Raw genomic sequence first — 16,349 nt, 5'->3', positions numbered from 1 at the left:
CCGCGCGGGAGTTGACCGGTCAGCGCCGCCCGCCGCCCGCCGGCGGCCACGAACTCGGCCGGAAACCGGCGCTCACCCCGGCGCGCGGCGGCACGGACACGCGCCAGCACGAGCCGCACGCGCCCTCACGCACGCGCCCTCACGAGCTTCTGGGCGGCTGCTGGCAGCGGCGAGTCGGCGGCGAGCCGCCCGCCGCCGACGAGCCGCCCGCCGCGCTCCGCGCGGAGTTCGGCGGCGAAGCGGCCGATCCCCGCGTGCACGGCTGTGCGCCTCGGGTCGGGCGGCCGTCCCCCGAGGAAGGCCCGCGTCGCCTCGACGAGGCGGCGTCGCCCGAGGCGGCGTCGCGCCGGCGTTCGCTCAGCAACGCCTCGGTGTAGTCGGCCAGTCGGGCAGCCGCCTCGGGGTCGAGGGTGGCCAGCGAACGGTCGACCGGCTTACCCCGGTCGACCGCGGTGAGCGGCTCCGTCGGCGGCTCGTCGATCCAGCGCACGACCGGCCGCACCGCCTCGTCCACCGGCCGCGCGAAGAGGCGGGCCAGCCCGCGCAGCGCCCCGCGCACCACCGGGTTCGGGTGGCCGTCGACGCCGCTGCGGGTGAAGCCGGGGTGGTACAGCACATAGCGGGCCCGCCCCTCGCCCCCTTCGGCGAAGGCGACGCCGAGCAGGTCGTTGGCCCGCCCGGCCTGGAGCTGGGCCCGCACCTGGCCGTAGGAGCGGGTCAGTTGGGGGTCGTCCCAGTGCACCCGCCCGGCCTTGTTCCCGACGCCGGCCACGTTGACGATCAACGGGTCCGCGCCGGCGTCCAGCAGCGGGCGCAGCCGGTGGCCGAGCAGATAGCGGCTGAGGTAGTAGAGGGCGAAGGTCGACTCCAGCCCGTCGACGGTCTCCCGGCGCTTCGGGTTGACCCGGTTGGCGAACAGCAGCAGCGCGTCCACCGACTCGTGCTCCTCGCCGAGCCGGGCGGCGACCCGTTCGTTCTCGGCGATCGAGGAGAGGTCGGCCCGCAGGAAGTCGAGCCGGGGGTTGTCGGCCGCCTCGCACAGCGCGCGCCCCCTGGCCTCGTCGCTGCCGATCACCACCACCCGGTCCCCGCGCGCGAGTCGGGCCAGGGCCGTCGCGCGGCCCATCCCGTTCGTTCCGCCGCTGATCACCACGGTCTTGCGCGAGTCGGGTCGCACGCTGTCCTCCTAGGCTTGGTCGGGGCCGCACCATCGTCGGCCGTACCGCCCGCTGTCCGAAAGAAGGCAGTTTGATGTCCGCTGCGCACACCGGTGTTCCCTCGGTACTCGCCCACGAGCTGCCCCGGCCGGTCCCGGCCGACGAGCTCGCCGCCTGCCCGGCGGGCGACGTCTTCCGGCGGGTGGGTGACAAGTGGAGCGTGCTGCTGGTGATCCTGCTCGGCGGTCGCCCGCACCGTTACAACGAGCTGCACCGCGCCGTCGAGGGCATCAGCCAGCGGATGCTGACCCGCACGCTGCGCGGCCTTGAGGCCGACGGGCTGGTGCGGCGCGACGTCCACCCGACGGTGCCGCCCAGCGTCGAGTACAGCCTGACGCCGCTCGGGCGCGGGCTGCTGGAGCCGCTCTCCGCCCTGGCGGACTGGGCGGTGCGCAACGCGCCGGAGATCAACGAGGCGCGCTCCCGCCACCGGGCCGGCGCGGACGACGGGCCGGCGCCGGCGCCGTGACGCCGCCGCGCGCGGCCCGCCCGCCCTCCTCCAGCGGCGGGACGGCGCACGCGCCCTCCGAAGAAGGCCGGAACGCGCCGCCGAGGCAACGCGGGGCCGTTTCGCCGGGGCGGGCGCGGGCACTCGGGCGGGGTGCGTCCTGACTCGATCGCGGTGGTCATCGCCACCCGCAACCGTGCCGACCGGCTCGCCGACACCCTGGAGCGGTTGACCGGCCTGCCCGAGCGGCCCTCGGTCCTGGTGGTGGACAACGCGTCCCACGACGGGACCCGCTCGGTGGTGCGTGAACGTTTCCCCGGGGTCGGCCTGCTGGCGCTGCCCGCCAACCGTGGCGCGCTGGCCCGCACCGAGGGGGTCAGGGCGCTCGACCACCCGTATGTGGCGTTCAGCGACGACGACTCCTGGTGGGAGTCGGGCGCGCTGGCCCGCGCCGTGGGGATCCTGGAGGCCGACCCCCGCATCGGGCTGGTCGCCGCCCGCACCCGGGTCTCTCCGGCGGGCGGCCCCGACCCGCTCAACGAGGTGCTGGCCGGTTCGCCCCTCGGCGGGGGCGACGGGCTGCCGGGCCCCCGGGTGCTGGGCTTTCTCGGCTGCGCCGCCGTGGTGCGGCGGACCGCGTTCCTGGGTGTCGGCGGCTTCCACCCGCTGCTCTTCTTCGGCGCCGAGGAGACCCTGCTGGCCTACGACCTGGCCGCCGCCGGCTGGCTGGTCTGCCACGCGCCCGCGGTCACCGCCGTGCACCGGCCGGACTCCGGGCCCCGGCCGGACCGCGCCACGCTGCTGCACCGCAACGAGGCGCTGACCAGCTGGCTGCGGCGCCCGCTGCCGGTGGCCGCCCGCCACACCTGGCGGCTGGCCAGGAGCGCGCGGGCCGACCGTGCCGCCCGGCGGGCGCTGGGGCAGCTGCTGCCCCGGCTGCCCGCGGCCCTGGCGGCCAGGCGCCGGCTGCCGGCGGGCGTGGAGGCCGACATCCGCCGGGTGGAGGTGGCCCGTGCCGCCGGCTGAGCCGCGGGTGACCGTGCTGGTCATCACGCACAACCGGCGCGCCGAGCTGCTGGGCACGCTGGAGCGGCTGGCGGCGCTCCCGGAGCGTCCGCCGGTGGTCGTCGTGGACAACGCGTCCACCGACGGCACCGCCGAGGCCGTCGCCCGGCACCATCCGGACGTGCGGCTGCTGACCCCCGGCGCCAACCTGGGCGCGGTGGGCCGGAACCTGGGCGTGCGGGAGGTCACGACGCCCTATGTCGCGTTCTGCGACGACGACACCTGGTGGGAGCCGGGGGCGCTGGGGACCGCCGTCTCCGTGCTGGACGCCCATCCCTCGGTGGCGACGGTCACCGCCCGCATCGTGGTGGAGCCGGAGGGCGTCGAGGACCCGATCGTGGCGGAGTTGCGTTCCTCGCCGCTGCCACGGCCGCCCGGTCTGCCGGGGCCGGCGCTCGGCTCGTTCCTGGCGGGCGCCACGGTGCTGAGGACGGAGGCGTTCCGGCGGGTCGGCGGGTTCTCCCGGCGGCTGTGGCTGGGCGGCGAGGAGGAGTTGACGGCGGCCGACCTGATGGCCGCCGGGTGGTGGCTGGTCTTCGAGGAGCGGATGGTGGTCCACCACCGGCCCTCCGCGCTGCGCGACCCGACCCGCCGCCGCGCCGACGGCATCCGCAACACCCTGTGGTTCACGTGGCTGCGCCGCTCGCCGCGTTCCGCCGCGCGCCGCACCGCGACCGTGCTCGGCGGGGTGCCGAGGGACCGCACGACGGCCGGTGCGCTGCTGCGGGCGGTCGCCGGCCTGCCGTGGGTGCTGAGGGAACGCCGCGCGGTGCCGCCGGAGGTGGAGCGCCGGCTCTGCCTGCTGGAGGAGGCGCAGCGGGAGTCGTCGGCCCGCCGCTACGTGGGCTGACCGCCGTCCCGTTCGGCGCCGGAGGTGACCCGGTCGAACGCGGCGAGCACCTCGGGCACGGTGATCCGCAGCAGCCGCGCGTCGGGCTCCGGCCCGTGCGGGTCGCCGGGGCGGGGGTCGCCGCCCGGGCCCGGGTGCCAGAGCGCGCGGTGGCGGAACGAGCGCGGTGGGCCCCACAGTTCGGGCGCGACCGGGCCGAAGAGCACCACGGACGGGGTGGCGTGGGCGGTCGCCAGATGGGCGACTCCGGTGTCCCCGACCAGCACGGCGCGTGCCTCGGCGACCAGCGAGGACAGCGCCGCCAGCGGCAGCCCGGTGAGCACCGCGGCGCGCGGCAGCCCGGCGAGGGCGGCGACCCGGTGGCCCAGCCGTTCCTCGCCGGGGCCCGCCGTGACCAGCACCCGGTGGTCGGCGGCGAGCGCCCTGGCGACCACGGCGAACCGTTCCGCCGGCCAGCGCCTGGCCACCGCCTCGGCCCCCGGGTGCACCAGCACGGCGCCCGGCGCGGGGGAGGGGGCGCGGGGCCCTGCGAGGCCGATGCGGGCCGGGTCGGCCGGGACGCCGTGCCCGCGCAACAGCCGGCACCAGCGGGCGCGTTCGTGTTCGCGTTCGCGCCACGCCGGCGCCGGGGGGCGCGCGTAGCTGATCACGCGCCCGGGGTTCAGCGCCAGCAGCGGGCGGAGGCTGTGCGCGTCCCTGCCGTGCAGGTCGACCGCGACCTCCGGCGGCGGGCCGCGCCAGTCCAGGCGCTCCGGCACGGCCCGCCCCGGCGCCGAGGCCGGCAGCAGCGCGTCGACCGCGCCCACCGCCGCCACGACGTCGGACAGCGCGCCGGGCGCCGCCAGCACCAGCCGGTGGCCGGGGAAGGCGCCCCGCAACGCGTGCAGCGCCGGCACCACCGTCAGCAGGTCGCCGAGCCCCAGGGCCCGCAGCACCAGCAGCCGGGGGGCCACGGCGTCACGAGGGGACGCGGGCGGCCCGCAGGGCGAGCGCCGTGGTGGAGAGGCCGTCGACATAGGGCAGGACGAGGGCCTGCCCGTTCCACTCGCGCAGCTGCGCCGCCTCCGGCAGGTCCTGGACGCGGTAGTCGCCGCCCTTGACCCAGAGGTCGGGGCGCAGCAGCCGCAGCAGCTCCTGCGGGGTGTCCTCGCCGAACTCGGCGACCGCGTCCACGCAGCCCAGCGCCTCCAGCACCGCCACCCGGTCGGCGGCGCGGTTCAACGGGCGGCCCTCGCCCTTGAGCCGGCGGACCGAGGCGTCGGAGTTGACGCACACGATGAGCAGGTCGCCGGTGCGCCTGGCGTTCTGGAGGAACCGCACGTGCCCGGCGTGCAGCAGGTCGAAGCAGCCGCCGGCCGCCACCACCGTGCCGCCCCGCCGCCGCACGGAGTCGGCCAGCGCCGTGATCTCGGCCATCCGGCGCGGCTTGGCGCCGGAGGCCGGGGCGCGCGGCGGGCGGCTCGGGTCGTCGCGCCAGCTGGCGCGGTCGGCGCAGTCGGAGGAGACGAAGGCGGCGGCGGCCTCGGTGGCGAGGTCGACGGCCTCCGAGGGCAGCCCGCCGTCCGCCAGGACGGTGGCGGCGGTCGCGGCGAAGCAGTCGCCGGCGCCGCAGGGGTCGCCCTCGCTGTCGGCGGTGACCGGGGTGTACTGCGGGTCGTCGCACTCGGCCCGCGCGAGCACCGCGCCGCGCGCCCCCAGCGTGACGGCGACGGACAGCGCGCTCCAGTGCGCGGCCAGGAGCGCGCCGCGCAGGCTGTGCGCCCGCAGCGAGTCGTCGTCGACGGCCATCCCGCGCCCCGCCGCCTCGGCGCAGTGCTCCCGCACGAACCAGCGGGCCTCCCGCTCGTTGGGCGTCACCATCCGCACCCCGGGAACGGGCTGGTCGCCGCGCGGATGCGGGTCCCACACGACGGGCACCTCGCGGGTGGCCCGCCCCAGCGCGGCGCGCAGCGCGCGGGCCGTGCCCCGGCCGTAGTCGGCGACCAGGACGGAGCCGGCGTCGGCCAGCGCCTCCCTGGCCTCCGCGCCGGGCGCGCCGGGCGTGCCGCCGCCCCGGTCGAGCCGGATCACGGGCCGTTCCCCGGCCAGCACCCGGGACTTCACCGGCAGGCTGCCCTCCAGCGGCAGTTCGGCCAACCGCACCCCGGGCGGCAGCAGGGAACGCACGGTCTCGCTCGCCTCGTCGTCGCCGAGCGCGGTGACCAGCACCACCTCGCGGCCGTCGGCGGCGGCCAGCGCCGCGGCCAGCCCGGCGCCGCCGGGCCGGCAGCGCTCCGAGGCGACCTCGACGACCGGCACGGGCGCGTCGGGCGCCAGCCGGTCGGCGCGGCCGGTGATGTCCCGGTCGAGGAGGACGTCGCCCACCACGACGAGCGGTCCACGCCCCTTCACGCCGCCTCCCGGGAGAAGAGGACCGCCGGCGCGGGCCGGCGTTCCGCGTCGGCCAGCGCCTCGTCGAACGCCTCGCACACCACGTGCAGCGCCACCAGATGCAACTCCTGCACGGTGGCCGTCGAGGGCGCGTCGACGGTGACCGCCGCGTCGGCGCGTGCGGCCAGCGGGTTGGGCGCCGGCCCCGTCATCGCCCACACCCGCACCCCGGCGTCGCGCGCCGCCTCGGCGGCGGCCAGCAGGTTGCCGCTGCCGCCCGACGTGGACAGCAGCAGCACCACGTCGCCGGGCCGCCCGTGCGCCGTGACCTGCCGGGCGAAGACCTGCTCGAAGCCGTAGTCGTTGCCGATGGCGGTCACGGCCGAGGTCTCCGCGTGCAGCGCGACGGCGGCGAACGGCGGCCGTTCGTCGCGGTAGCGGCCCACGAACTCGGCCGTCAGATGCTGCGCCTGCGCGGCGCTGCCGCCGTTGCCCGCCGCCAGCAGCCGCCCGCCGGCCGGCAGCACGCCCGCCAGCCGCCGTCCCCACTCGGCCGCCTCGGCGAGCCCGGTCCTCCCGTCGCGCTGGAAGGCGGTCAGGGCCTCCTGGAGTGACGCGCAGTGCTGCCGCGCGGTGGGTGTCGCGTCCACGGCGAACTCTCCTTCCTGGAACGGGGGGTGGGGCGAACGGTGGGGCGCCGGGGGACCGCGTCGCGGTCCGTGCGCGCTCACCCGGCGCCGCTGACGGGGGCGGGGGAGCGGTGCCGCAGGCCGAGATAGACCCGCTCGGTTGCGGCGGCGACCGACGCCCAGCGGTAGCGGGTCAGCACCCGCCGCCGCCCGGCGGCGCCCCTGGCCGCGCGTTCCGCCGGGTCGGCGAGGAGCCCGGCGACGGCGTCGGCCAGCGCCACCGGGTCGCCCGGCGGCACCAGCCGGCCGGTCGTCGGGTCGGCGACCGTGTCGCGCTGCCCGCCCACGGCGCTGGCCACCACGGGCACCCCGCAGGCCATGGCCTCCAGCGGCACGATCCCGAACGGCTCGTAGTCGGCCGGGCAGAGCACCAGGTCGGCGCTGCGGATCAGGAACGGCACCTCGGTGTGCGGCACCGCGCCGGTGAACCGCACCCGTTCGGCGACGCCCAGCCGTTCGGCGGCCCGCCGCAGCCGCCCGGCCACCGGGTCGGCGGCGAGCCGGTCGGCCGGTGGGCCGCCGGCGATCACCAGCTCGGCGTCCGGCAGCCTGGCCAGCGCGGCCAGCGAGATCTCCGCGCCCTTGCGCGGCACCAGCCGCCCGAGGTGCAGCAGCCGGTGCCGCCAGGGCCCGCGCGGCAGCCGGTCGCCCACGGGGGTGAACAGCTCGGGGTCGACCCCGCAGGGCACCACCCGCACCCGCTCGGCCGGCACCCCCAGGCCGGCCAGCTCGGCGACCTCGTCCCGGCAGGTCGCCACCGTCAGGTCGCAGGCGCCGCCCAGGTGCCGCTCCCACTCGACGCGGCTGCCGGGGCTGGTGTCGGCGCTGCCCTGGTGGCGCCGCTTGACATGGCCGAGCGCGTGGAAGGTGTGCACCAGCGGCACCCCGTGCGGCCGGGCCCCGGCCAGCGCCGCCAGCCCCGACATCCAGAAGTGCGAGTGCGCCACGTCGGGCCGCTCCCGGCCCCACGCCCGTTCCAGATGGGCGCCGAACTCGCCCATGAACGGCAGCAGTTCGTCCTTGGGCACCTCGCACGGCGGGCCGGCCGGCACATGGCGCACCGTGAGGCCGGGGCGGGGCCGCACGGTCTCCGGCAGGGCGGTGGAGTCGCGCCGGGTGTAGACGGTCACCCGGTGGCCGCGGTCGACGAGCGCGCCGGCCAGCCGCGCCACGTGCACGTTCTGCCCGCCCGCGTCCTCGCCGCCGAGGGCGACCAGGGGGCTGGCGTGCTCGGAGACCAGGGCGATGCCCAGGCTCGGTGACGAGGGGTCGCGCCGCATCAGCGGATCACCTCTTCCACGAGCCGTTCCCAGTCGTCGAGGAACCGCTTGAGGCCGTAGCGCCGTAGCGCCGCCTGCCGCGCGGCCCGCCCCGCGGCCCCGGCCGCCTCCGGGTCCCGCGCGTAGCGGGCCGCCGCCCGCGCCAGCTCCTCGGGCCGGGTGGAGACCACCCCCGCCTCCGGCGGCACGGCCTCCACCACCTCCGTGGTGGCGAGCGCGACGACCGGCATCCCCAGGTGCATGGCCTCGATCAGGGAGAGCCCCAACGACGTCCAGCGCACCGGGTGGGCGTAGAGGCGGCGGCGCGCCATCGCGTCGTGCAGCTCCTCCTGCGGCAGGTCCCAGGAGCGGCAGCGCTCCGGGGCGATCCCCAGCGCGGCGGCCAGGCCCTCCGTGCCCATGCCGAACACGTCCAGCCCGACCCCGGCCGCCAGCCCCGGCAGCAGGTCGGTGCCCGTGGTCCGGCCGCGCCGCAGCGGCTCGTTGACCACCACGGCCGCCCTGGGCAGCTCGCCGGTCCAGCGGTGCCCCGGGTCGACCACGCCGTGCTCGACGACGGCGGTCGGCGCGCGCCCGTTGTCCCAGAACAGCCGGTTGAAGTGGGTGACATGGACCAGCGTCAGGTCGTCCCGGTCCGCGCAGGGGTGCCGGGTGTGCGGCACGTCGCCGTCGGGGGCGTTGTGCTCGACGTAGACGGCCGGCACCTCGCGCCCCGGCCGCCGGCCGCCGAGCCAGCGGGCCGCCAGCTCGGCCTCGTGGGGCCGTTGCAGCACCACCAGGTCCACGGGCGTCTCGCGGAGCCGTTCCGGCGGGACCTCCACCACCGAGTCCGGCCAGTGGTAGGTCAGCGCCCTGCCGCGCCCGTCGGGGCCCCGGTCGGGCAGCACCGGCACCAGATAGGTGTGGGGGCCCTGGACGAACGCCGTCGTCCAGGAACCGTGCACATGCCACAGCAGTATGTTCACGCGCGGGCCTTCCGTCCGATGCTGTCGCAGGGCGGGCCGCCGACGATCAGCCGGTCGACGGCCGCCAGGACCTCCTCGTCCGTGATCGAGTCCAGGCACGGGTGCCCCTCCACCGGGCACTCCCGCGCCCTGGTGCCGGCGCACGGCGCGTCCTGCCGGCCCAGCAGCAGATGCGGCACCCGGTAGGGAAGCCAGCGGTCCACCCTGACCACCGGCGCGAAGAGGCTGATCACCGGCGTGCGCACGGCCGCCGCCAGGTGCGCGGGCCCGGTGTTGCCGGCGATCACCGCGCGGGCGCCGGAGAGCACCCCGGCCAGCTCGGGCAGTGCGGTGCGTCCGCCGAGGTCCAGCGCGTGCCGGCCGGCGACCCGCCGGGTCAGCTCCGCCTCGTCGGGGCCGCCGGTCACCACCACCCGGTGCCCGGCGCCCGCGAGCGCGGCGACGGCGCGGGTGGCCCGTTCGGCGCTCCAGGTCCTGGCGGGCACGGCGGCCCCCGGGTGGACGACCAGATAGGGCTCGCCGCCGGTCAGCGCCGAGGTGTCGCGCGGGGGCCGCACCCGCAGCTCGCCGAAGTCGCCGGGCGGCAGGGCGAATCCGGCCGCCTCCGCCAGGTCGAGGGCGGCGGCGGCCTCGTGGCGGTAGGGCGCGCGCCGGTGGCGCAGCTGGAGGAGCGACCCCGGGTAGTGCTCGCTGTCGGCGCCGACCCACGCCACGCCGGCCAGCTTCAGCAGCAACGCGGCCGGCAGCGGGCTCTGGTGCTGGGAGGCCAGCACCAGGGCCCGGTCGTAGCGGTCGGCGGCCAGCCGCTCGACCAGCTCGGCCACGTCGGCCGGCTCGACGGCCGGCGCCGCCAGGCTGACCCACGGCGCGTGGTAGACCCGCACCCGGTCCACGCCGGGCAGCAGCCGCGCCGCGGCCTCGCCCGCCGGGCCGCAGAGCACGGTCACCTCGGACGAGCCGGCGGCGACGGCCCGCACGGCGGGGCCGGCCAGCAGCACGTCGCCGGCGCTGTCCAGCCGGACGACCAGGGTGCGCGGCGCCCCGCGCGGCGCGGCGGTCACCGCGCCCCCTCCGCCGCCGCGGGCGCGGGCGCGAGCAGCGCGCGCACGGCGGTGAGCAGGTCGGGCGCCACCGCCCCGCCGGCGGCGGCGACCTCCTCGGCCCTGGTGGCCGGCGTCGGCACCAGCACCCCGCGCGCCCCTGCGGCCTCGGCGGCGGCGAGGTCCCCGCCGATGTCGCCGACGACGACGGCGCGGTGCGGCGGCACGCCGAGCCGCCGGCAGGCGGCCAGCACCAGGCCGGGCGCCGGCTTCCGGCAGCCGCAGCCGTCGGCGGGCCCGTGCGGGCACACGGCCCACACCCCGAACGGGCCCAGCAGCTCCTCGATCCGCGCTCCGACCGCCTCCGCCTCGGCGCGGCCGAAGTACCCGAGCGCGACGCCCGACTGGTTGCTCACCACCCCGGTCGCCACCCCGCGCTCCCGCAGCAGCTCCAGCGCGGCGCGCGCGCCGGGCAGCACCCGGACCCGGGCCGGGTCGCCGTTGTACGGCACGTCCTCGACGAGGGTGCCGTCGCGGTCGAAGAGCACGGCCCCGGGCCCTGGACCGTGCCGCTCGTCCGCTCCGCGCCCGGCGGGCGGGGGAGCGGGCGGAAAGAGCCAGGGCCCCCCGGGCGGGCGTGTGGGGCGTTCACTCATGAGACCAGGGGTTGCCGGATTGGTCCGATATAAACACTTTGCTCCGGCGTGTCCCGCGATGGCGCACCATCCCGCGCAGCCGGTGCCCGACGGCGAACGGCGGGATCGCCGCGCTGGTCAGCGCCATGCGCGCGACCTCGCCCGCCGTGCGCGGGCCGGGGCCGATCCGGGCCACGGCGAACTCCGCCGTCACCGCCAGCCACAGCGCACCCCCGAGCGCCGCCGCCCCCGGCCGCCGCGCCAGCAGCGCCGCCACCGCGCCGACCGCCGCCGCGCCGGCCGCCAGATGGCCGGGAAACCGCCCCAGCGGCGCCTCGGCCCGCGCCCGCCAGCCGCGCCCGTGCACCCGCGCCATCAGCACGTCGTCCGCGTTGCCCGCCTGGGTACGCAGGGAGACCCAGAAGCCGGCCGGCCGCACCGGGTGCGTCGTGCGCCGCCGCCCGGTCGTCAGCCGCCAGCCGGCGTCCATGACGCGCAGCGCCAGGTCCGCGTCCTCGCGGAACGCCCGGGGAAAACGCTCGTCGAACCCCCCGACCTCCGCCAACGCCGCCCGCCGGTAGGCCATGTCGGCGGTGATCCAGCGCGCCGACGCCAGCCCGGCCGTCGCCCGTTCCCAGTCCGTCGGCGCGCGGTCCTCCGGCAGCGGCACCTCGATCCGGCCCTGGACGCCGCCGGTCCCCTCGCCGGCCGCCGCCAGGTCGGCCGCCAGCGCCCGGCGCCAGCCGGAGCCCGGCACCACGTCGTCGTCGAGGAAGGCGATCCACGGCTCGCGCGCCCGGCGCCAGCCGGTGTTGCGCGCGGCGGCCGGGCCCCGGGCGCAGCCGGGGACGATCTCGGTGACCGCCCGCAGCGCCTCGGGCACCGCGACGGCCAGCGGCTCGGGGTCCTCGGGCGGCCGGTCGTCGACCAGCACCACCCGGGTCGGCGACGGCCCTTCCCCCTCGGCCAGCGCCGCCAGCGCGGCGTCCAGCGAGGGCCGGCCCAGCGTCGGGATCACCACGGCGTAAGCGGTCACGCGTTCCTCACCCACCTGCCACCTCCGAGGGGCGTGTCAGTCGTTCCTTCGCGCCCCCGAAACGCCTCCGTAAGCCGGCGCCCCCGCCGCCCCCGACCCCCGCCGCGCCTCCGTCAGCCGGCGCCCGCGCCGAACAGCGCGCGCCGGCGCACCACGAACGGGCCCAGCGCCAGCAGGTCCACCGGGGACGAGCCGAAGCACTCCAGCGCGTCCCTCGGGTCGTCCACCATCGGCCGACCCGCCGTGTTCAGGCTGGTGTTGACGACCACCGGCAGCCCGGTCGCCGCCTCGAACGCCTCCAGCATCCGCGCCACCAGCGGCTCCGCCTCCCGGTCCACCGTCTGCACCCGCGCGGTGCCGTCCACGTGCACCACCGCGGGAATCCGCTCGCGCCACGGCGGCAGCACCTCGTGCACGAAGAGCATGTAAGGGCTGGGCAGCGGCCCCGCGAAGATCTCCGACGCCCGTTCCGCCAGCACCATCGGCGCCACCGGGCGGAACTGCTCACGCCCCTTGATGTCGTTCAGCCGCTCCAGGTTCCCCGAGGGCCCCGGGTGCGCCAGCAGCGAGCGGTGCCCCAGCGCCCTCGGCCCGTACTCGGCGCGCCCCTGGAACCAGGCCACCACCGCGTTCTCCGCCAGCGCCCGCGCCACCTCGACCGCGACGTCCGCCGGACGTTCGAACGGCACCGCCGCCGTCTTCAGCCACCCCTCCAGCTCCGCGTCCGACCAGCCCCGCCCCAGGTCGACGCCCGGCTGCGGCCGGGTGGGGGTGCCCGGGTCGGCGTCCGCCGCGTGCAGCAGCGCGCCGCCCAGCGCGGTGCCCGCGTCCCCGGACGCCGGCTGCACCCACACCTGGCGGAACGGGCCCTCGGCGGCCAGCCGCGAGTTGGCCACGCAGTTCAACGCCACCCCGCCCGCCATGGTCAGCACCTCGTCACCGGTCTGCCCGTGCAGCCAGCGCACCAGGTCCAGCACCGTCTCCTCCAGACACGCCTGCGCCGCCGCCGCGAGATCCGCCTGCTCCGGCGTCCACCCCTCCCCGTCCCGCCGCGCCGCGCACAGCTCGGCCCACGGCACCCCCGCCGCCCGGAACCCGCCGTCCCCGGTGGCGTACACGTACCGCCGCAGCTCCGGCAGGAACCGGCGCGGGTTCCCGTACGCCGCGAGCGCCATCACCTTGTACTCGTCACTCGACCGCAGAAAGCCCAGGTGCTCCGTCAGCTCCTCGTAGAACAGCCCCAGCGAGTGCGGCAGTTCCTGCCCGTGCAGCGCCTCCAGCCGCGCCCCCTCCCGCCGCGCCGCCAGGTGCGAGGTGGCCTCGCCCCTGCCGTCGAGCACCAGCACCGACGAACGCTCGGCACCCGGCGCGGCGAACGCCGACGACGCGGCGTGCGCCATGTGGTGCGGCACGAACCGCACCTGCTCGGGCGCCAGCCCCGGCAGCGCCTCGCACAGGAACGCCGGCGCCTCCCGCGCGTACGTCTGCCGCAGGTCGTCCCACGGGTCGCTCAGCCCCAGCCGGTCGGCGGGCCTGGCCAGCGCCGGGTCGTAGGAGTAGGTGACCGCGTCCAGGTCCTCGGGCCGCAGCCCCGCCTGGCTCAGACACCAGGCGGCGGACATCTCCGGCAGCTCCCAGGCGGAGAACGGCAGCGGCCGTTTCCCGTGCTTGCGGCGCGAGAAGCGTTCCTCCTCGGCGGCGGCGACGGTCCTGCCGTCGACGACGAGGGCCGCCGCCGGGTCGTGGAAGAGGGCGTTGACACCGAGTACGCGCATCAGTTCTCCGTCGGGTGGGCCGGGACGAGCCGGGGAACGGGACCGGGGGAGGAGGGGGGCGTCCGCGCTTCAGCCGGCCGGGCGCGCGGCGTCGACCGGCCGTTCCGTGCCGACCGGCTGTTCCGTGCCGGCCGGCTGTTCGGCGTCGGCCGGCTGTTCGGCGTCGGCCGGGCGGCCGGCGAACCAGGCGATCGTGCGGGCCAGCCCGTCGGCCGCCTCGACCACCGGCTCCCACTGGAGCTTGCCGCGCGCCAGCGTGATGTCCGGGCGGCGCACCATCGGGTCGTCCACGGGCCGGTCGACCATCCGCACGGTCGACGACGAGCCGGTCAGCCGGATCACCGTCCTGGCCAGCTCCCGCATGGTGATCTCCGTCGGGTTGCCGATGTTCACCGGCGTCCGCAGGTCGGAGGCGGCCAGCGCCAGCACCCCGGCGACCGTGTCCGACACATAGGTGAGGGAACGGGTCTGCCGCCCGTCGCCCGTCACCGTCAGCGGCTCGCCGGCCAGCGCCTGCCGCACGAACGTCGGCACCGCGCGCCCGTCGTGGCCGCGCATCCGGGGGCCGTAGGTGTTGAACAGCCGCACGATGCCGGTGTCCGTGCCGTTCACCTCGCCCTCGGCGACCGTCAGCGCCTCGCTGAACCGCTTCGCCTCGTCGTACACGCTGCGCGGGCCCACCGGGTTCACGTTGCCCCAGTACCGCTCGCTCTGCGGGTGCTCCAGCGGGTCGCCGTACACCTCCGAGGTGGAGGCCAGCACGAACCGCGCGCCGTGCCGGCGGGCCAGCGCCAGCGCGTTGCGAGTGCCGAGGCTGCCGGTCTCCAACGTGTGCAGCGGCAGCCGCAGATAGTCGGCCGGCGAGGCGGGGGAGGCGAAGTGCAGCACCAGGTCCACCTCGCCCGTGACGTCGAACGGCTCCGTCACGTCGGCGCGCACCAGCGTCAGCCCGGGCCGGTCGGCGAGCGCCGCGACATGGTCGGGATGGGCGGTGCACAGGTCGTCGACGCAGGTCACCTCCGTGCCGGCCGCCAGCAGCGCCTCACACAGATGCGACCCGAGGAACCCGGCGCCGCCGGTGACGACGGCGTGCCGGAACGGCCTGCCGGTGCTGCCTTCCATGTCCCGCTCCTCTCGGCGGCCTGACCCTTCCGCGACCACGTCCCCAGGTACCCCCACCGAACGCGGACAAACAGCCGCATAACGGACGCTGGGCGGCGGGGGCTGTTCTCACCTGCGCGTTCTCACCTGCGCGTCTGCCGCCGGCCGGCACCACGGTCCACCTCAGGGGCGCGGGGAACTGCGCGGGCAACCGACCACCGGGCCGCACCCGACCACGCACCTGTCCGACCCACCTCGGTAGTCGTCCGCGGCCCGCGCGCTCCGCCGCGAAAAGACCTGTGACCAACCCCACCGCACCCCCGAAACCCCCGAGCCCACGCGGCGAAACCCCTCCCCAGCCACCCCGAGAACGATCTTGGTCTTCCCGGCCGCCCCGCCGTCTGCCACGGTGGATCGCGCCGTTCCACGGGCACCGCCGCCCGTTCTCCCCCCACGTCAGCCGCCCCGCCGGGGCACAGGGAACCCTCATGCCCACACTCCGCCGCGCCAGGGGACACAACCCGTGGCGTTCCCTGCGGCACCCCAGCATGCGCTGGTGGTCCGTGGCCAACCTGGTCTCCAACGCCGGCACCTGGATGCAGCTCACCGTCCAGAACCTGCTGGTCCTCCAGGTCACCGGCTCCGCCGCCATGACCGGCCTCTCCCTGGCCGTCCAGGCCGGCCCCGGGCTGCTGCTCGGCCTCGCCGGCGGCGCCGTCGTCGACGCCTGGCCGCGCAAGCTGACCGCCGCGCTCAGCCAGGTCGCCCTCGGCCTCGTCGCCTTCACCACCGCCGTGCTGGTGGCCCTCGACGCGCTCAACGTGCCCGCGCTGATGCTGCTCGCCGCCGTCACCGGCGTCATCAGCACCGTCGACGGCCCGGCCTGCGCCCTCCTCGGCAACGACCTGGTGCCGCGCCGCGACGTGCCCTCGGCCATCGCGCTCGGCTCGGCCGTGCACAGCGTCGGCCGGCTCGCCGGCACCGCGCTCGCCGGCGGCGCCGTGGTGCTCTTCGGAACGGCCTCCGCGTTCGTCGCCAACGGCTTCTCGTTCGTCTTCGTCGCGGCCGTCATCCCGTTCCTCCGGCTGGTCGACCGCGCGGCCGAGGAACCGGAACAGGCCCCGGCGCCCGCCCCGGCCGAGGCCGCGGGGAAGCCCGACGACGGCGGCGCCCGCGCCGGGCTGCGCTTCTTCCGAAGCCGCCCGCAGCTGGTGCTGCTGGCCGCCGTCACCGCGCTCAGCTCCGTCTTCGGCCGCAACTACGCGCTGACCCTGGCCGTCCTCGTCACCGGCCCGCTCGCCGGCGGCCCCGGCGCCTTCGGCACGGTCTCCACCGCGCTCGCCGTCGGCGGCATCGCCGGCGCGCTCCTCGCCGGGGTGCTGCAACGCCCCTCGGTCCGCCTGGTCGCCGCCATGTCCGCGATCGGCGCCGTCTTCCAGATCGCCGCCGGGCTCACCCCCACCCTCGGCCTGCTGATCCTGCTGGTGATCCCCATGGCCGTGGTGGAGTCCGTCTCCGACACCGCCGGCACCACCGTGCTCCAGACCGACCCGCCGCCCGCCATGCGCGGCCGGGTGCTCGGCGTCTGGCGCAGCCTGAGCACCGGCTGGGGCCTCGTCGGCCCGCCCACCGTCGGCCTGATGATGGAACTCATGGGCGCACGGGCCGCGTTGGTCGCCGGCGGCCTGCTCGTGGCGCTGCCGGCCGCCGCCGGCCTGCTGCTCCACGCCCTCCGCCGCCGCGCACCCGCCCCCGAACCGGCCCCCGTCCCCGCGCCCCGCGCCGAGCCGGCCCCGGCGCCCGAACCGGCACCGCTGCCGGTGGGCTGACCACGCCACGGGCCCGCGTCCGCCCACGCCGTCACCACCGAACGGTGGT

The 16,349-nt window shown here is 77.6% G+C and carries 15 protein-coding genes; 4 read left to right on the top strand and 11 right to left on the bottom strand.

What is annotated here, in order from left to right:
• Window positions 1-139: 139 nt before the first annotated feature.
• Window positions 140-1,177, bottom strand: a complete 1,038-nt coding sequence (locus FH715_RS14210) for an SDR family NAD(P)-dependent oxidoreductase (protein WP_246108747.1) — start codon at window positions 1,175-1,177, stop codon at window positions 140-142.
• Between the two features lie 74 nt (window positions 1,178-1,251).
• Here FH715_RS14210 and FH715_RS14205 point away from each other — a divergent pair, with 74 nt between their 5' ends.
• The 3 genes from FH715_RS14205 to FH715_RS14195 all read left to right on the top strand — a co-directional run bounded on the left by FH715_RS14205 (window position 1,252) and on the right by FH715_RS14195 (window position 3,580).
• On the top strand, window positions 1,252-1,686 hold the full coding sequence (locus FH715_RS14205; RefSeq protein WP_139645105.1) for a winged helix-turn-helix transcriptional regulator: 435 nt from the start codon (window positions 1,252-1,254) through the stop codon (window positions 1,684-1,686).
• A gap of 132 nt (window positions 1,687-1,818) precedes the next feature.
• Window positions 1,819-2,691, top strand: a complete 873-nt coding sequence (locus FH715_RS14200; protein ID WP_246108746.1) for a glycosyltransferase family 2 protein — start codon at window positions 1,819-1,821, stop codon at window positions 2,689-2,691.
• Window positions 2,678-3,580, top strand: a complete 903-nt coding sequence (locus FH715_RS14195; RefSeq protein WP_139645102.1) for a glycosyltransferase family 2 protein — start codon at window positions 2,678-2,680, stop codon at window positions 3,578-3,580. The genes FH715_RS14200 and FH715_RS14195 overlap by 14 nt, the downstream gene beginning before the upstream one ends.
• Here the strand turns inward: FH715_RS14195 and FH715_RS14190 are convergent.
• The 10 genes from FH715_RS14190 to FH715_RS14145 form a co-directional block, all read right to left on the bottom strand.
• The gene (locus FH715_RS14190) at window positions 3,568-4,533 is read right to left on the bottom strand and encodes a glycosyltransferase family 9 protein (RefSeq protein WP_246108745.1); all 966 of its coding nucleotides are present in this window, start codon (window positions 4,531-4,533) and stop codon (window positions 3,568-3,570) included. The two genes, FH715_RS14195 and FH715_RS14190, sit on opposite strands and share 13 nt — an antisense overlap.
• Before the next feature lie 4 nt (window positions 4,534-4,537).
• Window positions 4,538-5,971, bottom strand: coding sequence for a PfkB family carbohydrate kinase (locus FH715_RS14185; RefSeq protein WP_139645099.1), 1,434 nt, complete (start codon window positions 5,969-5,971; stop codon window positions 4,538-4,540).
• Complete coding sequence (locus tag FH715_RS14180; protein ID WP_139645097.1) at window positions 5,968-6,600, bottom strand: D-sedoheptulose-7-phosphate isomerase; 633 nt, start codon at window positions 6,598-6,600, stop codon at window positions 5,968-5,970. The genes FH715_RS14185 and FH715_RS14180 overlap by 4 nt, the downstream gene beginning before the upstream one ends.
• Before the next feature lie 77 nt (window positions 6,601-6,677).
• Window positions 6,678-7,919 carry a glycosyltransferase gene (locus tag FH715_RS14175; protein WP_139645095.1) on the bottom strand — a complete coding sequence of 414 codons (1,242 nt, stop codon included), beginning with the start codon at window positions 7,917-7,919 and terminating at the stop codon, window positions 6,678-6,680.
• Window positions 7,919-8,884, bottom strand: coding sequence for a glycosyltransferase (locus tag FH715_RS14170; RefSeq protein ID WP_139645093.1), 966 nt, complete (start codon window positions 8,882-8,884; stop codon window positions 7,919-7,921). The genes FH715_RS14175 and FH715_RS14170 overlap by 1 nt, the downstream gene beginning before the upstream one ends.
• Window positions 8,881-9,945, bottom strand: coding sequence for a glycosyltransferase family 9 protein (locus tag FH715_RS14165; RefSeq protein WP_139645091.1), 1,065 nt, complete (start codon window positions 9,943-9,945; stop codon window positions 8,881-8,883). The genes FH715_RS14170 and FH715_RS14165 overlap by 4 nt, the downstream gene beginning before the upstream one ends.
• Window positions 9,942-10,472: a D-glycero-alpha-D-manno-heptose-1,7-bisphosphate 7-phosphatase gene (locus tag FH715_RS14160; protein ID WP_425472713.1), complete on the bottom strand. Its 531-nt coding sequence runs from the start codon at window positions 10,470-10,472 to the stop codon at window positions 9,942-9,944. Before FH715_RS14160 ends, FH715_RS14165 begins: the two co-directional genes overlap by 4 nt.
• Before the next feature lie 100 nt (window positions 10,473-10,572).
• Window positions 10,573-11,595 carry a glycosyltransferase family 2 protein gene (locus FH715_RS14155; RefSeq protein WP_139645087.1) on the bottom strand — a complete coding sequence of 341 codons (1,023 nt, stop codon included), beginning with the start codon at window positions 11,593-11,595 and terminating at the stop codon, window positions 10,573-10,575.
• A 113-nt stretch (window positions 11,596-11,708) separates the two neighbouring features.
• Entirely contained in the window at window positions 11,709-13,370 is a 1,662-nt protein-coding gene (locus FH715_RS14150) for a carbamoyltransferase family protein (RefSeq protein ID WP_139645085.1), read from the bottom strand.
• 69 nt (window positions 13,371-13,439) lie between these two features.
• Window positions 13,440-14,492 carry an NAD-dependent epimerase/dehydratase family protein gene (locus FH715_RS14145; RefSeq protein ID WP_139645083.1) on the bottom strand — a complete coding sequence of 351 codons (1,053 nt, stop codon included), beginning with the start codon at window positions 14,490-14,492 and terminating at the stop codon, window positions 13,440-13,442.
• Window positions 14,493-14,959: 467 nt separating this feature from the next.
• On the opposite strand from FH715_RS14145, the gene FH715_RS14140 reads away from it, so the two are divergent.
• Complete coding sequence (locus FH715_RS14140; protein ID WP_139645081.1) at window positions 14,960-16,300, top strand: MFS transporter; 1,341 nt, start codon at window positions 14,960-14,962, stop codon at window positions 16,298-16,300.
• The last annotated feature ends 49 nt before the right edge of the window (window positions 16,301-16,349 follow it).

The sequence above is a fragment of the Streptomyces sedi genome (assembly GCF_006335015.1).
Classification (GTDB): Bacteria; Actinomycetota; Actinomycetes; order Streptomycetales; family Streptomycetaceae; genus Streptomyces; species Streptomyces sedi.
The sequence above is the reverse complement of the archived record's forward strand: the minus strand, read 5'-3'. Positions and strand labels throughout refer to the sequence as shown.